General features: G+C 54.5%; 18 protein-coding genes. 11 read left to right on the top strand and 7 right to left on the bottom strand.

What is annotated here, in order from left to right:
• Positions 1–144 precede the first annotated feature (144 nt).
• The gene (locus ACOZ4H_RS09825) at positions 145–1,362 is read left to right on the top strand and encodes a glycosyltransferase family 2 protein (protein ID WP_424329108.1); all 1,218 of its coding nucleotides are present in this window, start codon (positions 145–147) and stop codon (positions 1,360–1,362) included.
• A 27-nt stretch (positions 1,363–1,389) separates the two neighbouring features.
• Here the strand turns inward: ACOZ4H_RS09825 and ACOZ4H_RS09820 are convergent, their stop codons facing one another.
• The gene (locus tag ACOZ4H_RS09820; protein ID WP_424329107.1) at positions 1,390–2,313 is read right to left on the bottom strand and encodes a hypothetical protein; all 924 of its coding nucleotides are present in this window, start codon (positions 2,311–2,313) and stop codon (positions 1,390–1,392) included.
• 291 nt (positions 2,314–2,604) lie between these two features.
• Here ACOZ4H_RS09820 and ACOZ4H_RS09815 point away from each other — a divergent pair, with 291 nt between their 5' ends.
• From ACOZ4H_RS09815 to ACOZ4H_RS09805, 3 genes are read left to right on the top strand one after another with little or no spacing between them, the layout of a single operon-like run.
• Positions 2,605–4,050, top strand: a complete 1,446-nt coding sequence (locus ACOZ4H_RS09815; protein ID WP_424329106.1) for a DUF58 domain-containing protein — start codon at positions 2,605–2,607, stop codon at positions 4,048–4,050.
• A complete protein-coding gene (locus ACOZ4H_RS09810) occupies positions 4,047–4,550 on the top strand; it encodes a hypothetical protein (protein WP_424329105.1) in 504 nt (167 codons plus the stop codon). Before ACOZ4H_RS09815 ends, ACOZ4H_RS09810 begins: the two co-directional genes overlap by 4 nt.
• Positions 4,547–5,503 (top strand): hypothetical protein, encoded by a 957-nt coding sequence (locus ACOZ4H_RS09805; RefSeq protein WP_424329104.1) that lies wholly within the window; start codon positions 4,547–4,549, stop codon positions 5,501–5,503. Before ACOZ4H_RS09810 ends, ACOZ4H_RS09805 begins: the two co-directional genes overlap by 4 nt.
• Positions 5,504–5,517: 14 nt before the next feature.
• Here ACOZ4H_RS09805 and ACOZ4H_RS09800 read toward each other — a convergent pair whose 3' ends face one another.
• From ACOZ4H_RS09800 to ACOZ4H_RS09785, 4 genes are all read right to left on the bottom strand, one after another.
• A complete protein-coding gene (locus tag ACOZ4H_RS09800; RefSeq protein ID WP_424329103.1) occupies positions 5,518–6,528 on the bottom strand; it encodes an AAA family ATPase in 1,011 nt (336 codons plus the stop codon).
• Complete coding sequence (locus tag ACOZ4H_RS09795; protein ID WP_424329102.1) at positions 6,521–7,615, bottom strand: DUF4350 domain-containing protein; 1,095 nt, start codon at positions 7,613–7,615, stop codon at positions 6,521–6,523. Before ACOZ4H_RS09795 ends, ACOZ4H_RS09800 begins: the two co-directional genes overlap by 8 nt.
• A complete protein-coding gene (locus ACOZ4H_RS09790) occupies positions 7,615–7,890 on the bottom strand; it encodes a hypothetical protein (RefSeq protein ID WP_424329101.1) in 276 nt (91 codons plus the stop codon). The genes ACOZ4H_RS09795 and ACOZ4H_RS09790 overlap by 1 nt, the downstream gene beginning before the upstream one ends.
• A 237-nt stretch (positions 7,891–8,127) precedes the next feature.
• Positions 8,128–9,039, bottom strand: a complete 912-nt coding sequence (locus ACOZ4H_RS09785) for a hypothetical protein (protein WP_424329100.1) — start codon at positions 9,037–9,039, stop codon at positions 8,128–8,130.
• 336 nt (positions 9,040–9,375) lie between these two features.
• On the opposite strand from ACOZ4H_RS09785, the gene ACOZ4H_RS09780 reads away from it, so the two are divergent.
• The 6 genes from ACOZ4H_RS09780 to ACOZ4H_RS09755 all read left to right on the top strand — a co-directional run bounded on the left by ACOZ4H_RS09780 (position 9,376) and on the right by ACOZ4H_RS09755 (position 16,676).
• Positions 9,376–9,846, top strand: a complete 471-nt coding sequence (locus ACOZ4H_RS09780; protein WP_424329099.1) for a dTDP-4-dehydrorhamnose 3,5-epimerase family protein — start codon at positions 9,376–9,378, stop codon at positions 9,844–9,846.
• 2 nt (positions 9,847–9,848) lie between these two features.
• Positions 9,849–10,919 (top strand): glucose-1-phosphate thymidylyltransferase, encoded by a 1,071-nt coding sequence (locus ACOZ4H_RS09775; RefSeq protein WP_424329098.1) that lies wholly within the window; start codon positions 9,849–9,851, stop codon positions 10,917–10,919.
• 200 nt (positions 10,920–11,119) lie between these two features.
• Entirely contained in the window at positions 11,120–12,049 is a 930-nt protein-coding gene (locus ACOZ4H_RS09770) for an NAD-dependent epimerase/dehydratase family protein (RefSeq protein WP_424329097.1), read from the top strand.
• A gap of 352 nt (positions 12,050–12,401) precedes the next feature.
• Complete coding sequence (locus tag ACOZ4H_RS09765; RefSeq protein WP_424329096.1) at positions 12,402–13,409, top strand: NAD-dependent epimerase/dehydratase family protein; 1,008 nt, start codon at positions 12,402–12,404, stop codon at positions 13,407–13,409.
• A 119-nt stretch (positions 13,410–13,528) separates the two neighbouring features.
• Entirely contained in the window at positions 13,529–15,244 is a 1,716-nt protein-coding gene (locus tag ACOZ4H_RS09760) for a carbamoyltransferase family protein (protein WP_424329095.1), read from the top strand.
• A 166-nt stretch (positions 15,245–15,410) separates the two neighbouring features.
• Positions 15,411–16,676 carry a glycosyltransferase family 4 protein gene (locus tag ACOZ4H_RS09755; RefSeq protein WP_424329094.1) on the top strand — a complete coding sequence of 422 codons (1,266 nt, stop codon included), beginning with the start codon at positions 15,411–15,413 and terminating at the stop codon, positions 16,674–16,676.
• A 77-nt stretch (positions 16,677–16,753) separates the two neighbouring features.
• Here the strand turns inward: ACOZ4H_RS09755 and ACOZ4H_RS09750 are convergent, their stop codons facing one another.
• The gene (locus ACOZ4H_RS09750; RefSeq protein ID WP_424329093.1) at positions 16,754–17,914 is read right to left on the bottom strand and encodes a glycosyltransferase family 4 protein; all 1,161 of its coding nucleotides are present in this window, start codon (positions 17,912–17,914) and stop codon (positions 16,754–16,756) included.
• 195 nt (positions 17,915–18,109) lie between these two features.
• A complete protein-coding gene (locus ACOZ4H_RS09745) occupies positions 18,110–19,522 on the bottom strand; it encodes a sulfatase (RefSeq protein ID WP_424329092.1) in 1,413 nt (470 codons plus the stop codon).
• Positions 19,523–19,986: 464 nt separating this feature from the next.
• On the opposite strand from ACOZ4H_RS09745, the gene rfbD reads away from it, so the two are divergent.
• Positions 19,987–20,856, top strand: coding sequence for a dTDP-4-dehydrorhamnose reductase (gene rfbD, locus ACOZ4H_RS09740; RefSeq protein WP_424329091.1), 870 nt, complete (start codon positions 19,987–19,989; stop codon positions 20,854–20,856).
• The last annotated feature ends 22 nt before the right edge of the window (positions 20,857–20,878 follow it).

The following is a 20,878-nucleotide window of genomic DNA, read 5'->3' as shown; positions in this document are numbered from 1 at the left end:
TGTGTGGGAGCCGTGCGGTACCTATCAAAAATCGACTATTGAAATCAGATAAATGGGGCCTACTAGCCGTATTAAGCAGGAGCCGATCAAGGGGAGTGGAGAGTGTATGCTACTAGACGCACCAGTTACAGCCGAGGTACGGGAATGACGATACAAGCAAATCAGGCAAACCAAGCGGGCCAACAGGGGATCGCGTCCAATACTGTAGACGAATTTCTTGTCACGCCGGAGAGCGAAGTCACACCGGTTTTGAGTGTCGTGATGCCAACCCTCAACGAAGAGAAAGGTATCGTTGAGTGTATTGATCGAATCAAGACAGCGATTACGGAGTTACGCGTACCGACTGAGATCATCGTAAGCGACAGCTCGACCGATGCGACACCGCAGCTAGCACGTGAGCGGGGTGCGACAGTCGTGACACCCGACGAACCTGGCTACGGGTACGCGTATCGCTACGCGTTCGACAAGGCGCGGGGAGAGTACATTGCGATGGGCGATGCGGACACGACGTACGATTTCGAGATGATTCCACAGCTCCTCGAACCTGTCCAGAACGGCGACGCGGACATCTGTATGGGAAGCCGACTTGAGGGAGAGATTCGGGACGGGTCGATGCCACCGCTCCACAAATACGTCGGAAATCCGCTATTGACGCGGTTCCTGAACACGTTCTATGGGGCCGGTGTGAGCGATGCACACAGTGGGTTCCGTGTGTTCACTAAAGACGCGCTCGAAACGCTAGAGCTAAAGACGACCGGGATGGAGTTCGCCAGCGAGATGATCATGGAAGCCGGTGCGAACGACCTCACCATCGAGGAAGTCCCGATTGTCTACCACGAGCGGGAGGGCGAGGAAACGCTCGACAGTTTCAGCGACGGCTGGCGACACGTCCGGTTCATGCTCGTGAACGCGCCGGACTACCTGTTCTCGTATCCGGCCCTGCTGCTAGTCTCAGTCGGGGCGGTGTTGATGTCGCTGTCAATCGCCCGACTGTCAATCGGCGGCGTCAACTTCGGGATCCAGACGATGGTCGGTGGGTCGTTGCTGACGATCGTCGGATATCAGGTCTGGACGCTGGCGCTGTTCAGTTCCATCGCCGCGAACCCGATCAACAAGCCCGAGGGCGTGCTTGTCGGCATGATACGGGAGCAGTTCCAGTTGGAGCACGGAGCGTCAATCGGCATCCTCGCGACTGCAGTCGGCGTCCTGTACCTCGGGAGCGTGTTCACCCAGTGGCTTCTCGCCGGCGAAGCGGCGTTACCGTCAGCCACGGCAACCCTGCTGGCCTCGACAGTCGTGGTGCTCGGAATACAAACCGTGTTCGGGTCGTTCTTCATGAGCATGCTCGCGGACAGCAGCTAAGCACGGGATTTCCCTTCAGCCGATTAGTCAAGCCTGCGTACACCTGCTAGAACACGTCCCGTTTGCAGCACACTGAATATCGGGCTGCGTTCGGTTCTCGGCAACGAACTGCCACTCGTTTCGGCCCACGCTGTCGGTTCCGTTCGAATACGTGAGCTGTCTGTACAGCCCATTGTAGTTCATCACGCTATCGTACTCCGTTCTGGAGTAGCGCTCCTCATCGATGCCGTCCTGGTGGGCGTCGAGCCCCATCGCGTGCCCGAACTCGTGCATGAACAGCGAAGCAGTGATTCTCGTCGAGTCGAATCGCTCCATCGCCGCGATTTCAGGTCGTCCTGCGCCGACGAAGTAGTCGTCCCCGTTGTAGGCGACGTCTTCCGTGAGCAAGACGTAGTAATAGCCGTCAGACCGGTGCTCCGAATGGTTGGCCCGGAAGTCGTAGATATCGTTTCCGAGACCAGCGCGGGGTTTCGAGTACACCGTCCCGTTGGCCGAGAGGTTGGTATCGTCTGTAACCAGATGCATATCGATACCGGTGGACCCGTCGGGGTTCGAAACAGGTGCATTGTCGAAGGTCTCGACGATAGACGCCTGGACCGAGTCGCTGAGCGTCGTTGACTGTGTGGAATCGACTTCGACGTAGATGTCCGTTCGGAGGGGGTCTGCGTCCGGAATAGCCTGCTCGCAGCGGACTTCCATACCGTCCGGATACCCGTCTCCATCCGTGTCAGGGTCGGTCGGATCAGTGCCGTAGACGGAGCGTTCTAGCGAATCAGACAGCCCATCCCCGTCTGTATCAGTGCCGTTCGCTTCGGCCTCTGCCTGCTGTGCGTTCGGAGTATCGGCCCCACCGCCGCTAGGGGCGTTCACCTGCGGCGACGTTCCGGCGGCCGGAAACATGACACTGACCAAAAGCACCGTGACGAGCACGACGGCACCGATGCGAAACATCGGCAGGCGGCGGAACCAGTTGTCTGTGAGACGGCGGTTGCCGACAGATCTGTCGGTGTGTTTAGATTTATTATTAGTACTGATATCTAGAATGGTATCTGGACAAGACTCCGATATCACGGATAAAATAGACTTCAGTCCCATCCTTACCGGAGAATTCTCGATTGCGAGTTAAGTAAGTAATTCTCTAGATATCAATATCGATTTCGATATTGGGAAGGGATGTACAGCAGACGAGCCTGGCTGTGGCTGTCGGTATCTTCAATGGCCTCGGTCCAGTAACGGGAGCTAATGCGTGGTACCCGGCGGTTCTGGCTCACACTCGCCGCAATCGGCTATCTCGTCGCAGGCGGCGGATTACTCGATGCACCCCTGTTACTCGTCGGTGCCGTCGGACTCGCAGGCTGGCTGCTCGCGATGCAGATTGCGTTCGTCCGTGCCGTTTCACGGCTCAGGAACGAACTCACTGTCAGCCAGTCGCTCGAACGGTCCCGAATACGGACCGATGTTGAAACGAGATATACGCTGCAGGCATCGGTTGACGCCGCCGACGGTCACCTACCGCTGTCCATCAAGGCAACGGTTCCGCTCGCAGCGCGGATGGAGGAGGGCCGCTCCCCGGCGATCACCCTCGATGCGTCGATGCAGTCATCGTCGGTGGCGGTTCCGCTCACCTGGGAGACGGTGGGCAACCACACCATCCCCGGAGCTACGGTGACGGTCAGTGACGGTACCGGGCTGTTTACCCAGTCGTTCACGACTGCCTCTGGCCCGGAAATAACGGTCGAATCCCCTTCGGTCGGTCCGATTCACGTCGGCCAGGGCGGGAAACGACTGCTACGTGGTGTCGGCGAGCACGACGCCCGCGGAAGGACTGGCGGCTTGTCGGCCGAGGAGATTCGGAAATACGTCCCGGGTGACGCACTGAAATACGTCGACTGGAAAGCGACCGCCAGGCTGGACGAGACCCACGTCCGCAACTACGAAGCCGAGAGTAGCCGTAGCGTAGTGCTCGTCCTCGATCATCGTCACACAATGGGAGACGGCCCACCCGGCGAAACGAAGCTAGATCATCTCAAAGCGGTCGCCGCGGCGTTCCAGCAGCGTGCCGAAACGATCCGTGACCCGCTGGGCTATCTCACTATCGACGACGCGGGCGTGACGGAGTCGAGAATCCCAGTGGCGAGAGCAGAGGCCTACAGGTCGTGTCAGCATCGGATCAGCGACCTCGATACCGAAACTGAGACGCCGGCAACAGCCACCGCGACAGCGGCTCACACTGGAACGATGACAGGAGTGGTGAATCCGAACACAGACACGCAATCACCGATGGAAACGACGCTGCTCGCGTATCGAGACGCCGCCGGGTCGAAGCGGCACCTTCCAAACCAACCGCTGTACAACGGATTCCAGGCGGCACCGAGTGAGATACGCGGCGCAGACCTGCTGGTCATTTGTACCGACGACAGCAACCCAAGCGAGCTGCGGAACACAGTGGGACTGGCGAGACGCAACGCGACGGAAGTCGTCGTGTTTATCACGCCGTCGGTGGTCTTCGACGCGGATCTCGTCGCTGATCTCGATACCGCATACGAACGGTATCGCGCCTTCGACCAGTTCCGGCGCGGACTGAACGAGATCGACTCGGTGACTGCCTACGAGGTCGGCTCTCCGGACCAGATCTCGGCTATCCTGTCCGGCGGCGCAGCGAACACGGAACAAGGGGAGTACGCATGAGTATAGCCAGGGAAACCAAAGAACGCTCGCTCCGCTCGATACCAACCGTACTCGGCCTACTAGGCATCGTCGCAGCGGCAGGCGGGCTTGTCTTGGGCGGGCCAGTGTGGCTCGGTCTCGCGGGTGTCGCACTCGGCGGGCTCTACCTGTTTGGAACCCCGGTTCTCGCGGTCGTGTTTGGCCAGATCGCGCTCATCGCAGTCGATGCACCGTCACTGCGTACCCTTGCCCTCGTCGAAGGCGGTCTGTTCATCGTGCTACTTTCGAGGGCTGTGGCGACGCACCATAGCCGGGCTGCCGGCGGCCTCGTCGCGCTCGTCGTTCCGCTGCTTGGCGGTCTCACCTGGCTGTCGCTTGAGCGCTGGAGCCTGGACCCGCTTCCGGTCGGGGCCGTCCTTCTCACCGGAGTCGCCGTCGTCGGCTATCTACTCCATCGCTATCTGCTGTTAGAACTCGACATCGTGACCGAAGACCCAGCTTCGGACAGTGATTTCCAATGAGCCAACCCGAACCTACGCAACCGGACGCATCGGTCGAGGAACGTGATCAACGAGCGGACGACGAACGCGACCGCCAGACCCTCGAGGCGGAACTGGAAGTGCTACGGGAAGAGAACCGGCGATTGCGCGACTCGTATGCCCGTGCAAAACGGGCGACGTTCAGACGCACGGCAATGGGCTTTTTTGTGGTTGGTGGGCTGTCCCTCATAGCAGCCCTCCTCTTTCCAGCCCTGCAGACCATCTTCGTCGCGTTCGGTGGAACCGGAGTGTTCGCCGGCATCGTCACGTTCTACCTCACGCCCGAGCGGTTCGTCTCGACATCGGTCAGCGACACAGTGTTCGAAACGCTGGCCGATGTCGAACAGCATCTCGTCAGAGAGCTGGAACTCCAGACCGAAACGGTGTACGTCCCGACGACGTCGCGTCCGGAAACGAACGCGCGCCTGTTCGTCCCACAGCACGTCGAATACGTGGTTCCTGACGTGGCGGAATTAGCGGAGTTGTTCGTCACGAGCAACGTCGAAGCGGCGCAGGGCGTCTCCCTTCCGCCGACCGGTGACCGTCTGTACACTGAGTTCGAGCGATCGGCGTCGGGCGACCTGGGTGACGATCCCGGAGCGATAGCGACGCAACTGACTGCAGCCCTATCCGAGCAGTTCGAACTTGTCGACGAGACAACAATCGAAATCGATGACGAGAACCGAAACGCGTCCATCGCCCTCGACAATCCAGCGTTCGGTGACATTCACCAACTGGATCACCCAGTGGTGTCCCTGCTCGCCGTGGGATTTGCTACAGGCCTCGACCGACCAGTCACCGTCGAAACACGTGAGGACGACCGATTCAGCGGTGTCGTGACAGTTTCGTGGGACGACATCGAGCAGCCATCGGTGCAGTCCGGTGACACGACGACCCGAACACAAGAGACAACAGCAACCCCAGAAAACGACTAACGGCGACTCGACCGCTACTCGAACTCACGTTTCGTCCCGCCGTCACCGACCGCCGGCTCAACCCCCGCACTGTGGTCGGTGTCGGACCCGGGCGGCGTGATCGACTGGAGGATTTCCTCGATAACCGCTTCGGAGCCGATCTGGCTCAGTTCGGCGTCGCTGTTCATGATCAGTCGATGTCGCAACACCGGGAGTGCCATCTCTTTGACGTCGTCGGGGATGACGTACTCCCGGCCGTTCAGACGGGCGACCGCTTTAGACGTGTTCTGGAGGGCAATCGTCGCCCGCGGTGAGGCTCCGTGAGTGACGTTTCGGTGGTCCCGCGTCGCGCCGACGATAGCGAGAATGTACTCCTTGACGCTGTCTTCGATGTGCGTCTCGGGGATCACGGTCCGGGCGTCTAGGAGTTCATCCCGGGAGATGACCTGTGAGATCGAGTCCGCATCGAGCGTTGGATTCGCGTCAAACCGGTCGAGAATCGCACGCTCATCCTCGGAGTCAGGAATCTCCGTAACGAGTTTCATCTGGAACCGGTCGCGCTGGGCCTCCGGGAGCTTGAACGTCCCCTCCATCTCCAGGGGGTTCATTGTCGCAACGACGGTAAACGGCGTCGGGAGTTCGAGCGTCGACCCTTCGATAGACACCTGCCCCTCCTGCATCGCTTCGAGCAGCGCGCTTTGGGTTTTCGGCGGGGCGCGGTTGATCTCGTCGGCGATGACCAGGTTCGTAAACACCGGGCCTTTCTGCAGTTCGAACTCGCCGTTTTGCTGATGGTACACCGTCGTTCCGGTGATATCTGCGGGGAGCAGATCAGGAGTCATCTGGATCCGGGAATGCTGGAGATCGGTAGCGTTCGCGACGAGCGTGGCAATCGTGGTTTTTGCGACACCGGGAACCCCTTCCAGAAGCACGTGACCGCGTGTCAGCATTGCGACAGTAATGTGCCGAAGGACCTCTTCGTTACCGATAAGAACTGTGTCCGCCTCGTCCCTGAGACGGTCGTACAGTACCGACGGATCAGTCATTGCGTTGACGTTCGGCCCGCTGTTTAATAACGGCTTCCGTTACCTGCTTGATCTGTGCGGCCTCCCAGTCCGGATGCCGGGCCCTGAGATACTGCTCGACGCCATCCCGGGACAAATGCGGATCCGTATTGTAGCCCCTAGATTCCCGGAGTCTCTCTGGGAGTCGCTCGTCGAGACGGCGGTCGTACGCGAGCAATGCCCCGACCAGAACGACGCCACAGAGCAGTAACAGCGCGTCTGACCGCTGCACGGCCAAGACAGCAGCGGCCAACGGCGGGACGCTACTGGCATGTGAGTAATCCAGCAATGCGGCGTCGTGGTCGGCGACGAGGTTCCGGACGAACCGTCGGTTGTCACCACGTTCGAGCATCGCGTTCACGAAGATACTCGGGTCACTGACGGCGATAACCCGACCGTCGCCGACCGATTCGCTCGTGACAACAGGCCGGGACGCCAACTGCTCCTCACCGTCGATCTCAGCGTTCCCGTTGCTGTCGAGGTAGGCGTATTCGGAGGTGTTGATCAGCGTCGTCGCGTTGCCGGCCCTGACGGTCGTGCCGTAGTTGAGGACGACGGTGTCAACGCCTGCCGTCTCCGGATAGTCGCCGGCAGGCGTCGCTTCCGGGAACGAGGAGTTCCGGTAGTAGTTACGGTTGTCGTACACGGGGCGGCCGTCAAAACGCGCGTCCGCACCGACCGCGGCGAGCAGGGCATTTCCGTGGGGCCGGTAATCCTCGGCGACCACGAGTGTGCCGCCGCTTCGAACGAACTCTGCGATTCGGGTCCGCTCGCTTGCCGAGTACGGCTCCGCTGGCGAGAGAACGACCGCAACGGTGCCATCAGCGTTGCTCGTCGGATACTGACTCACGTTCGTTCCGACAGTTACGTTGGTGCCGGCGTCAGCAGCGACGTTTTGGAGTTCGCCCGCGCCGTCCCACTGGGAGTTGTACGCACCGAACGCCGCCGATGACGTGCTCGCGGCGTAGACGAGCGCGATGAGCATGAGGGCGGTGTAAGCGGCCAGCAGTAGCTGTGGGAGACTGAGCGATGGCAGCCAGGAAGCGTCGGAAGTCGACGTCGACACCATCAGACCAGCCCCGGCGGTAGAATCTCAAGGATCCGTTTGATGACTACGTAGGCAAAGCCCACCAACCCGAGTCCGATGAGCCACCAGATCCGCCGTCGCCAGCGCGGCGATACGGCCTGTGGTGCGACCAGTTCGACCGTGACGAGAAACCCGATCAGCGAGACGACGAAGAACAACTCCAATGTCAGCGCGTCCAGCAGGGTTAACACGAGGATGGTGCCAAGCACCCACATGAGATGCCCGTAAATGAACTGCTGGCGCTGTCGGGTCGCCATAGTAGTTTTATTACCTGTAGTGGCAGTTAAACTTCCGGAATAGATGCAGTCTAATCAAACCATCCCAACCTTGGTAACTTAATCTCTTTATCATATACCTCAGCGAGAAGGGGTAAGAAATTCTCTTCTGGACTTGAGCGAATAATAGTCTTTCTAGCGCTAGATACTACGCCGTTGTGCGTTTCGTAATAGTGAGTTATTTTCAACACAAAATATAGTGTAATGGATCGGTTCTAATTATTCATAGTCCGCAGGTGTTGGAATATCGACTCTGAGTGTGTCTTCAGTCGAGTTAGAAAATTCGGTGTCGAACAGATCCTGATACTGGAACTCTCTCTTGCCCTTGAACGGCCCGGGCCGCTCGAAACTAGCGAGGTGTATCTTCTGAGAATCTGTATTTCCAGTAAATCCGATCTCGATCGTGCCCTCATCAAAGTCGATATCGAATTCTTCATCGGCCCCTATGTCCGGAAAGCCCCCTCCATCGCCAGTCGGATTCTCTGCTTTCGTAGGAGGCGTTGAATTACCTAGTGCAGCGCGCACTAGCTTCGCATCTGATTCACTGTAATTCGGTGGCTGAGGCACGTCTCCGATCCCAAGGTCGGCCTGCCAGAACACTTTCGAACAGAGGAGAACGTTGCTGATTGCCTGAACAGGCCCCTCACTGTCATATTCCCGAGCATCGAACGATCCCTCGTAGTTATCAACCGTCTTCCTGAAGACGCCAGCCCCGGTTTTGACCGAGATTGTGTGGACATCGTAGACATCGTCGACGGAGTCAAAATCGAAGGCGAGTACCTCTTCGTTCTCCTTCGTTTCAGTTACGGTAAGATCGAATGCGTCTCCAGCCTCCAGAAAGCCGCTGTCCTTTTCGAAGTTGAATGCGCCACCCTCTATCTCGTATTTGGCGAGTAGAACAGTTCCTTCGGGACAGGTGTTTTTAGCACCGGATGGAGGTCCACCACCGTCATTGTCGTCTTGTTTATCTTTTCGTCCGTGTCCATTGCCCCGCCCGTTCCCATTACCCCGTCCGTTCCCATTACCTCGCCCTGAGACAACTCCCGGTATCGAACCAGTCACTGCGATACCGCCTGCAATGCTAATTACAGAGCGCCTTGAAACTCGATTGTCTTGATTATCATCGGACATGCAATAATCTTTATGAGTGAGATAGTTTTTGTTAGTAGTACGTTTTATTTATACTCCCATCTTACTGACATGGAAAGAGAACCCTTACCATGTAAGGCAGTGTATTATTTTACAATGTCTCAGTGTAGAATATTATAGGACCTAATGAAACGGAATCCCCGACACATTCTGTCGAATAACTAACTCTATCAACTGTAGTAGAAATCACGTATATGGACTCATAGAAACTTTGCGAGATTGATTCGGTGGTCCATCAGGGAAGCTTGGAATCCCATATACTAATTGAACGGTGAAAAATTGTAAATAGAAGAAACATTATATTTAAATTGCATTATCATGATACACGATGTCGAAATTGAACATCTTCAGATGAATGTGGATGAACGGGGGCATCTAACGGAGATGTGGCGATCTGACTGGGAATTTTTTCAAGGCGACGACGAACCACAGATGTCCTATTTTTCGGAGACCTATCCGGGCATTGTACGTGCCTGGCATCGCCATAATCGGGGGCAAATCGACCATTTCGTCGTCCCTCGGGGGAAGGCAAAAGTGGGGATCTATGACGAACGGGAAGGGTCACCGACGCACGGGAATTTAGAGACGTACATTATCGGGGAAGGAAATATGAACGCGATTCGGGTTCCAGGGGACTGCTGGCATGGGTTCAAGGCAATCGGTGACGAGCGGGTTCTCCTCGTGAATTTCCCAACGATCCTGTACGACTACGACGATCCGGACGAGGAGCGGCTACCGTACGACACAGATCGAATCCCACTCGACTGGGAGGAACCTCCCCACGAATAATCATGAAAGGAGTACTACTCGCAGGCGGTACGGGGTCCCGTCTCTATCCAATCACTTACACCGGGCCAAAGCAGCTGGTGCCAATCGCGAATAAACCTGTTCTCGACTATGCCATCGAAGACCTCCGAGAGGCCGGTATTACCGAGATTGGCGTTGTCTTGGGTAACAAGGGACGAGACGCGATTCAAGATCACTTGGGAGACGGCTCTGCCTACGACGTTGAGATCACATATATCGTCCAAGGGAATCCGCTGGGACTCGCACATGCAGTCGGGTGTGCCCGGGATTTCGTCGGTGATGATTCCTTCGTCGTGTACCTCGGTGATGACCTCATGCGAGATGGAATTAAGGACATGGTTGCCAACTTCGACCCATCACAGTACAGCGCTGGTATCGGTCTACAGGAGGTGGACGAACCATCTCGATACGGGATTGTCGAGGTAAACGACAACGGTGATATCGTTTCGCTTGTCGAGAAGCCGGATAATCCACCGAGCAACCTCGCTTTGATCGGTATCTATGTCTTTACGCCTTCAATTTTCGAGCAGATCGAAACGCTGACCCCCTCGTGGCGGGGTGAACTGGAAATCACGGATGCTATTCAGGGGTTGCTTGAAAACGGAAGTCGGGTGCAGTCACACCTCGTGAACGGGTGGTGGAAAGACACCGGGAAACCTGAAGACGTACTACAAGCGAATCGGCTCGTTCTCGACGATATAGATGGACAAGTCGAAGGCGAAATCGAGGACGGAGCATCGGTCAGCGGGCGGGTCGAACTCCAGAAAGGGGCGGTTATCGAGAGTGGAGCTGTCGTTCGCGGTCCAGCCTCGATCGGAGCGGGGACCCGTGTCTGTTCTGATACCTACATTGGACCGTATACGAGTATTGGAGAGCAATCGGTCGTCGATAACGTGCATATAGAGGCCAGCGTCACAATGGGACACAACGAAATCAAGACCGATCGTAAAATCGTCGATTCGCTTGTCGGACGGGAGGCATGCATAAAGTCGAGTGATAGTAAACCCGAGGGTGAGCGGATGACTGTCGGCAGGAACTCGACATTAGAACTGTAACCATGCGCATTATCACACACACGTGTCCGGAATGTGGCACCATCACAGCAGGTAACGTGCTTGAACAGCGTCGTGAGCTGAAGTGCCCAGGTCTGAACTGTGACAATGTTCTCAAGTATTCCGACCTTTCGAGCGACGATAGGGCATATATTCTTAATAACCGAGACATCTATTCCACGGAGTAGTGTGAGCCAATACCGATGACAGTGCTAGTCACTGGTGGCCTGGGATACCTGGGTTCGAGTCTTATACGCGAACTCCCAAACCACCCAAAATTCTCCGGATCGGAGATCCGTATTTTGGACAACTTTCGGCAGCCGAGATTCCACTCGCTATGGGATCTCCCGGCGTACGCCGATTACGATTTCGTCGAAGGCGACATCAGAGACCCGTCAGTGAGGGAAGCAGCGCTTGAAGGCGTTGATACCGTGTTCCACCTCGCGGCGATTACCAACGCTCCTGAGACCTTCGACATCCCCGAAAAAACATGGGAAGTCAATCACGAAGCCGCTGTAGACCTGTTTCGTGACGCCCAGATGTCAGGCGTTGACGAGTTCGTGAACGCCGTTACCTGTTCTGTCTACGGACGAACCGATCAGAAGATCACCGAAGACTCCGAATGCAATCCTGAGTCCCCGTATGCAGAGGCGAAACTCCAGGCAGAATCGGACATGTTTGAAGAATATGACGGGGAGATGGGGCTTACCGGACTTCGACTGGGAACAGTTTATGGGTGGAGCCCGGGAATGCGTTTCGATACCGTGGTCGACAAGTTCGCCTTGCTCGCAGCGACCGGTCAACCCTTGACTGTATATGAAGGTGCTGAAAATCAGAAGCGACCGTATTTGCACGTCCGAGACTCTGTCCGATCGATGCTATTCGCTGCAGATGAACTCGGTGACGGAGAGGCATACAATGTCGTTGGGGAAAACGGCCGCCTTCAGGACGTAGTTGACGCGATTACGAAGCACTTTCCAGATGTCGAAATCGGCTACACCGAGGCTGAGCAATTAAATCAACTGTCCTACATCGTGAGCGATGAAAAGATCCGTTCACGCGGGTTCGAAACGGGTCATACATTAGATCAAGGGGTAGAAGAGCTCGCTCATAAGTTCCGTGCGTTCCTCTGAGAAGTTCGGATCTGGTTGCCACTGAGCGAGTACGTATTGGCCACAGGCTTTCTGACCGAACGAGGAGCCGCCAACGGTAGTGAGAGCTGTGGCCTCCAATTCACCATCTAAAGCCGTAGCCTGCTTTCGGACCGGTACCTGAGCGGTCGATTACATGGAGCCAGTGAAATAGAATGCCATACACTACATATGACTGGAAATGTCGATAAAATATACATTCTCAGAAAAACCAAATCACCAGATGCCCAGCGTATTACGATATACCTATTGACATTAATTTGGTTCAAATCGAATCGGAACCTTAGAAACCAGCGTATACTTAATCGATTACTAATCCTACACGACAGTACTAATGACGGAAACGGTGTTCATAACTGGAATCGCTGGTTTCCTTGGAAGCCATCTAGCTGACACGTTCATCGAAGAGGGGTATGAGGTCGCGGGAAACGATAATTTCGTTGGTGGATACGAAAACAACGTCCCTCAGGAAGCCGAGTTTTACGAGATCGATTGCAATGATGTGACAGAGATGAAGGCAGCGATGGCCGACGCTGATATCGTCTATCACACTGCCGCCCTGGCGTACGAAGGATTAAGCGTTTTTTCGCCTGCCCGCATTAACAAGAGTATTTATCAAGCAACGTCTGCGACATTGTCGGCTGCCGCTGACGTCGGTGTTGACCGATTCGTCTACTGCTCCAGTATGTCACGATACGGTGAGAACGAAACACCGTTTACCGAGGATATGGAGCCCCGTCCGCAGGACCCGTACGCAATCAGCAAGGTTGCAGCCGAGGATATGGTCGAGCTCATGGCTGATGTCCATGGTTTTGAGTACGTCATAGCCGTCCCGCACAACATTATCGGTCCGCGGCAAAAATTCGACGACCCCTTCCGCAACGTCGCAGCGATTTTTATCAATCGTATGCTTCAGGGCAAACAGCCGATAATTTACGGCGACGGGGAACAGAAACGGTGCTTTACGTTTATTCAGGACGATATTCGACCACTGCGGAAGGTCGCAACGAACGACAACGTCACTGGCGAAGTGATTAACATCGGCCCGGACGACGAGTTCATTACTATCAACACACTCGCGGAAACCATCGCAGATATTATCGACTTCGAATTAGATCCGATATACAAACCAGATCGCCCGCAGGAAGTCAAGCTTGCCAACTGTTCGGCAGACAAGGCCAGGGAGCTTCTAGACTACGAGGCACAGTATACCCTCCGCGATGGCTTGCAAGAGATGGTCGAGTGGATCAAGCACGAGGGTCCCAGAGATTTCTCGTATCATATTGACGTTGAGATTGTGAACGACCAGACGCCGGACACGTGGACTGACGAGCTAATCTGATATAGGCAAAGAGAGACTGAAGCCACGGTTACGTCTCTCCAAATGATTTCGTATTATACCACACTTACTTGATAGTACTCTAGATCTTATTATAACACTGGCCGAACAGGACATCTCACATGAGCGAATACGTCCTTTCAATAAATCCTTGTGTCGGGAATCTCGGTTCGCACGACCCAAGTGCGGTACTTTTCGAGAATGGACAATTAGCGTTCGGCGTTGAAGAAGAGCGGTTCACTAGAGAAAAACACGCGAAAAACACGTTTCCGACGAACGCTATCGAGGCTTGCCTCGAATACGCCGATATCAGTTTATCGAACCTGAAGAAGGTATTGATCCCATGGAAACCAAGTCTGTTTTACAGGATGCTTAGGTATGATATCAGCCAGACCGTCACAGAAACAGAGGGTGTTACTGAGGCGATTACGCAACTTGAAGCGACGGTAAAACGCGATGTTGGCCCGGTAGTATACTCTAAGCAGTCCGTTCGAAACCACCTATCTGAGTTCAGCGAGTACACCCCTCCTATCGAAACCGTAGAACATCACAAGTGTCACGCGGCGAGCGCGTTCCACCCGTCCGGCTTCAACGAGGCACTAATCGTCACCCTGGATGGAAGAGGCGAGTACGACTGCACAGTCGTCTGGAAGGGAAATTCCGAAGGGCTCGAACGGGTGCGAACGTATGAGTATCCCAATAGCCTGGGGTTCTTCTTCGGTGCAGTGACAAAATTCCTGGGTTACTATCCGAACAACGGCGAAGGAAAAATAATGGGGCTCGCCCCGTATGGAGACCGAAACGACGAGATCGAACAAGCCCTCAGAGAGGAGATCAGTATCGGGTTAGATTACGATGTCAGTGCGCTCTCGAAGGGGAATTTTGAATACGCAACTAGGAAGTTAGAGGAGATCTTTGATCGCCCCAGAAAACAGACCACGGACGAGTTTTCGCAGTGGGAGCGTGACCTTGCACACGTCACCCAAAAGTTGGTCGAGGAAACAGTCACCGAGATAGTCACCCACTACAGTGACCGTCTGGGTGTGGATAAAGTGGGGCTAGCAGGCGGTGTCGCACTCAATTGTAAAGTAAATAAAGAAGTTATGGAACTCCCTGGCATCGAGAGAACATTCGTCCAACCGGTTTCTAACGATGCCGGTACTGCAGTTGGAGCCGGATTCTTGGATGCAGGCATCACTGCCACCGAAGATATGTCGACCGTGTATTGGGGGCCCGAGTACACCACGGAATCGATCGAATCGACGCTAAAAACGAACAAGCTCAGCTATGCCAAGCCAGACGACTTGTGTCGAACAGTCGCAGAACATATCGCTGATGGCAAACTCGTCGGATGGTTTCAGGGACGGCTCGAAATGGGGCCTCGGGCACTGGGGAATCGCAGTATACTGGCTGATCCGCGATCGGAGGCCTCGCTCGACCGCGTAAACGAATTTGTGAAACATCGCGAGGGATGGCGACCGTTTGCCCCGTCGATGCTTGAACACGCCGGTGATGAGTATCTGGTTAATTTTGAAGAAGCCCCATTCATGATCAAGACGTTCGATGTTGTCGAGGAAAAGAAAGCAGAGATCCCCGCCGTCCTCCATCCGGCTGACGAGACCACACGGCCACAGACGGTTCGCGAGGATCAGAACCCGCGTTACTACGATTTGATTAGTGCGTTTGAAGATATTACCGGCGTCCCGGTAGTCCTCAATACGTCGTTCAACGATAACGGGGAGCCGATCGTAAATCAGCCAGTTGAGGCGATTAAAGACTTCTACGGGATGGGGTTAGATATCATCGTCGTAGAAGACGTACTGATCGAAAAGAGCTAAACGCTGCCTGTAATCGGGGCCGCCACAACAGAAGTGAAATGGGTTCAGTGACGAGAGTGCTGTGCGTAGCAACTACGATAGCTCCACCAGTGAATTTTATACTATGTCTGCTCGAATGTATCTCTAGTGACAGTACTGGCAAATACAGAGGACGACAGTGGTGACGATGAAGAGTAACGACGATGGCATTTCCACCGATATTGCTATCGTCGTTCAAGGGAATTACCCGTTGGACAGAGACGTTCGCACGCGGAAGATAGCGAAATCATTGGACGAATCCGGATCGAACGTCGCCATATTGGGTCGGAATTCACTAGAGGATCCGGACCTTGGACAGGTCAAAAGTTCGTATCCACCCCGTAAGGAAGATATCGACTACGCCCACGTCAGGCGGTTCTCGTGGCTGCTTTCAACACCGCTATTCGGGCTCGTTACGGCAAAAGTACCGGTAAATCCGTTCTGGATCCTCTGGCTGGTGATTCAGTTCCGGGATACTGAACCAGAAATCGTGATTCCGTGTGATATCCGTGCGGGTCTTCCTGCAATCGTCGCTGCAAAACTATCTGGAATCCCGACAGTGTTAGATCTGCGAGAGAATTTCGCGGAACTAGCCCGCGTAAAACCAATCGAACACGTCATGGACTATGTGGTACTCAACAGGACATTAGTTGGGGCCATCGAACACCTCACCGTGCAGTTGGCTGACCTGGTCTGGGTTGTCGCTGAAGAACGGAAAGAAAATCTGGTAGCTGCCGGGAAAGCCGAGTCAGCGGTTCACGTCGTCGGAAACGTCCCACTTCTGCGAGAAATATCTGCATTTACCCGAAAAGGAGGCGAGTACGACAACGCGGAGTGGCCCGGCTTCACACTCGTCTACGTAGGTTCGATTAACAAGTTTCGCGGCTTGGACTTGCTCATTGATGGGATCTGGCATGCGAACAGGAACCCGGACCCAAAGCCGGTTCATTTGGCCATTGCCGGGGATGGGCCGGACAAGGAACGACTCGAACAACGCGTCGAAACGCTGGGAATTACCGAGCATGTGGACTTTCTGGGGTGGATCCCGCCGGATACGGTTACCTCGTTTCTCCAGTCGGGTGATGTCGGTATCATCCCTCACGAGGTTAGCTCGTACACGAACCAGACTATTCCGAACAAACTCTTCGATTACATGAGTGTGCAACTCCCAGTTTTGACAACACCGACTCGTCCGACAGCCCGGATTGTCAACGAAATAAACTGTGGGAAAGTCCTCCCCTACCATGCTACAGGGAGTGTGACTGGAACAGTTATCAGGGAAATGCAGCAGTCCACTGAATATTCGACCTGGGCAGAAAACGGTCGGTCGGCTATCGAGAGCCAATATAACTGGGAGCATGAAATGGAGAAGGCACGCAGCGTCCTCACGGGCCGGTTCAACGTGTCAATCTAGCTCGGGAAAGCAGCCTAACTGTTGTAAGCCTACGTAAGCGACTTGCGAAATCACTGTCTACAACGGAGCTACAGCCGTCATCCGTCGAGATGTAACCGATAGAACTCGTATAGGTCATCGCCGACGGTCTCTGGGGTGTAATTATTACGGACGTAGTCGTATGCATTGTCGCCCAGTTTCTGCGTTAACTGCTCGTCCTCATACAGGCGAGTTAGGGCACTGGCGAGGGCCTGTGAGGACCGGGGCTCGACAACGAGACTCGTCTCACCGTCTTCGACGACGAACGGGGGACCGCCGACATCTGTGACGACTGTCGGGAGCCCACACGCCATTGCCTCGACGAGGACCCGACCAAACTGTTCGGTCCACCGTTCTGCCGCAACGCTCGGGAGAACGAAAACGTCGCCCAGATTATACGCAGCTTGGATTTCTTCGATATATTCGAGATGGTAGACCGCTGGGTTGTCACGGACGTGGTCGTTATAATATGATCTTTCGAACGAATTCTCTCCGAGAAGTATCAGAGAGATATCATCACAATCTTCCTGCATTGTTTCAAATGCCTCTAGCAGAAACGGAATGCCCTTGCGTTCGTTTAGCCCGTGGACGAACAAGATATTGAACGTCGATTCTATTTCGGCAGGAAGGGACGCTGCATCCGCGTCTTTCGGACCTGGCTGAAAGCGGTCGAGGTTGACCACGTTTGGGAGGATCTCTACCGAGTCCGGATCGACACCTTCGTGTATTAATGCTCGTTTAGACGCCAGCGTCGGAGATGTAAACGCATCAGCGTGGCGGTTCACGGTTTTTTTGACAATCCACGTCAGGGGGTTTGCAGGCCTGTGTGGAATGTTTTCGTGAGCATCGACGAAGAGAGTCGTATCCGTTCGAGCACACAGCAATGCAACGCAATACGAATAGATCCGGTAATTTTCTGTGACATGGACTGCATCATGTTCGTCTACGACCTGTCGTAAGCCCGTCAGTGCGATACTGGGAAGTTTGTACTTTTCCAGAGCGTGATATACGAGATTTTCCTGACCTAACGCATCGAGTTTTCCGTCCCACCAGTGGAGTGATTCGATTGGGAGATTGAGGTCAGATGTATCGAACCATGTCGGGTCACTCTCGAAGCCGGTGATTTCTATGTCCGAGTACGCGTTATGGACGTACTCCCAAAGAAGCGTGCTATTTGGTCGGAAATACGGACCCCGAATAATAGCAACGTCTGTTGGCATTCTATACCCGTCTCCGCAGCGGGCTATTCGCTCTTTCAGCCGCCATCGTTTCAAGATATCCTGCCGTCGGATCACTCCCGACTAGCTGTTTGGTAACGGTGCCCGCCGGAGACATACTGCTGGCAATCGTACCGTGGTGCAGGCAGGAGATGGCTGTCATAGTGAGTGCGTGTCGAGCAGCCATAATAAGTACAATTAGTCTACCAGGTACCCCAGATCCGTCAACTGCTGTTTCATATCGGCACTGAAATTGGCCTCGCGTGCAGTCCCGATCGGTTGCCCGAATGTTTCCTGCCACTGTTCTAGTTCGTCCCGCAACTGTGTGGTGATCTCAGGTCGCGCCTCTGAGATATCGGTGTTCTCATCTGGGAGTTTGTAGAGTTCGGTTCCCGTGTCGCTGTGAATTAGTTTGAACTCACGAGTTCGAAACGCCCGCATGTTGTCTCCATGTACGCTCGACGGATCGAAATCCGGGTTGATGTCGGTCAAATCATCGAAATCCAGCGGTTGACACCGCTCCGAGACGACCCAGTCTCGCTCATCGGATAACAAGTCAACCCCTTGTAATTGTTGGACCCCCCCAGAGATTTCTTTGACGAGAGTTTTTACGAGGTCAATGTGTTGAACAAGGGCGTCCGACTGCAGGCGCTCTGTTCCGGGGCCATGGATCACTAGCGGCACATTGAGGAGCGAATCATCGAGGTGAAATTCGTGGCCGATAACGTTACGCTCGCCGAGAAGTTCCCCGTGGTCAGCTGTAATGATAAAGAGAGTCTCGTTGGGTGAGTCTTGTGCGGTGACAAAGTCGAACAGTTCCCCGACACAAGCGTCTGTATAAGCGACCTCGGCGTCGTACATAGCTGTCAGAATATCTGATTCCTCTTCGGTTAATTCCAGTTTCTCAGTATTGTACTCCCAGTTATGTTCCTTTACCTGATTGACGACCTGAAGCGCTTTCTTCCTATCAACGCCAATATCGGCTAAGTACCGTTCCTGATACGGAATGGGAGGGAGATACGGATCATGCGGGCCAAGATAATGAAGGAACATAAAATACGGATTCGAATCACGACTCATTCGTTGAATGTTTCGCTTGGCCAGTTCATTGACAATGTAGGCAATCGAGTGGTCGACGAGGTCCGTTGAGAAGCCAACAGAATGGTTTCTAATCCCGAGAAGGTATTTGAAGAGAATATCGATATCGACCGTCTCCAGCAGTGAACTGACGCTGCCGAACCAGTCGAACTGGTCGAACCCGCGATGGAGGCCTGTCGCTCGGCTAACATGTGAATTTCGTGAGATTGCGACAGACTGGTACCCCGCTTCGCTCAGGAGTTCAGGAACCGTTTGCAACTCATCCGGAATCGCGTTTTCGATCATATTCACACCATGGGCGGATGGGTAGACGCCTGTCAGCATTGATGAGACGGAGGGTCTTGTCGCGATGGCGTGAGAAAAACAGTTTGAGACGGAGATTCCCTGAGTCTCGCCAGCAATCGCCTGGATGTTCGGTGTTGTGTTTCGTTCGTATCCACCCATCGGGGTGTGGTCTGCCCGAAGTGCATCGATAACTATCCATATGATATTCGGACGATGACCCGCTTCCATAGCCACTAACAGGTCACACAGATACATGGTTATTGGTAAGGTACCTTCAAAGACCGCCCAGTCAGCACCATTTTAACAGCGTCCTATTCCAGACGCACATTGGCAGTCATAGCTGACACGTCGTAACTCCGAGGCCGAATTATCGGAGAATCTGAGAGTAATCGGAGCCGATGGAAGTTTCGAAATTTATCGATGGAAAGTAGATAGTTTAGACCCTGCTCTCCCTTGACAGACCTGGGAATTTAATATCTGGGTATGGGTATATCGATAAAATGAATCGGGCCAACGCTAGGAGCCATTATCGATTGCCACAGCAGGCAGACGGTAGTAATCGCCCGTGTGATTTAAAAAGCAGATGTTCAGAGGCGAATAGGCGATCTGCTCGTCACAGTCCTGTTGGAGGGGCTGCTTGCCGGCAGCATGACAAGCGATCAGATGTGCTCAATTAAATTAACCTCGTTCTCATGAATATCATCGTTATCGGCGGAAGTGGACTCGTTGGACAGAACCTCTTGCAGTGCTGTAAAGAGCGTGGCTTTTCCGCGACTGGAACGTATAGAACATCGGCTGGTGCGGGAGCTAACCGGGAGCTAGATAAGACAGACCCTGCAGCGGTACGAAAGCTTTTCCGCGAAATCGAACCGGACGTAGTCATAGATACGGCTGCGTTTCACGCCGTTGATGACTGTGAATCCGAGCGGGAACGCGCGTGGACGGTCAACGCGCAGGGGACAAAACACGTGGCTGTTGCCGCTGACACTGTCGGCGCACAGCTGATATATCTCTCAACGGATTACGTGTATTCTGGAGCCCCAAGCGATGCACCGTTTAGTGAGACAGATTCCGTATCACCCATCAACTACTACGCACGGACGAAGTATGCTGGTGAACAGGCAGCAGAAATCGCTGCGGAAGCAACGGTACTGCGGCCAAGCGTAATATATGGCCTTGCCAGCAGTAACTTCGTCACTTGGGCTATCAGCGAACTCCGAGCGGGCAATGAGATATCGGTCGTTGACGATCAGGTCTCTTCCCCTACGTACGCACGCGACTTGGCACAAGCTACGTTGGCGGTTGCTGATCAAAACCTCACAGGCGTGTACAACGCGGCCGGACCGGAGCGAGTATCGCGATATCGATTCACGTGTGATTTAGCCGCATCATTTGGGTTTGATCAGGACCTGATTTCACCCATCTCTACCGAGGAGTTCGGCCAAGAAGCGCCCCGCCCGACAGACAGTAGCTTGGATTCGTCGAGAATATCAAATAGGACAGGTGTATCGTTTCAACCCCATTCGGCTGTCTTCGAAGAACTGGCAGAGAGGTCACAGTAATTTCTCGGGGGAAACGTGCTAC

Origin of the sequence: Haloarcula amylolytica, from assembly GCF_049705545.1 — an archaeon.
Taxonomy (GTDB): domain Archaea; phylum Halobacteriota; class Halobacteria; order Halobacteriales; family Haloarculaceae; genus Haloarcula; species Haloarcula amylolytica_B.
Note: the sequence above shows the minus strand (reverse complement) of the source record. Positions and strands in the feature narration are given on the sequence as shown.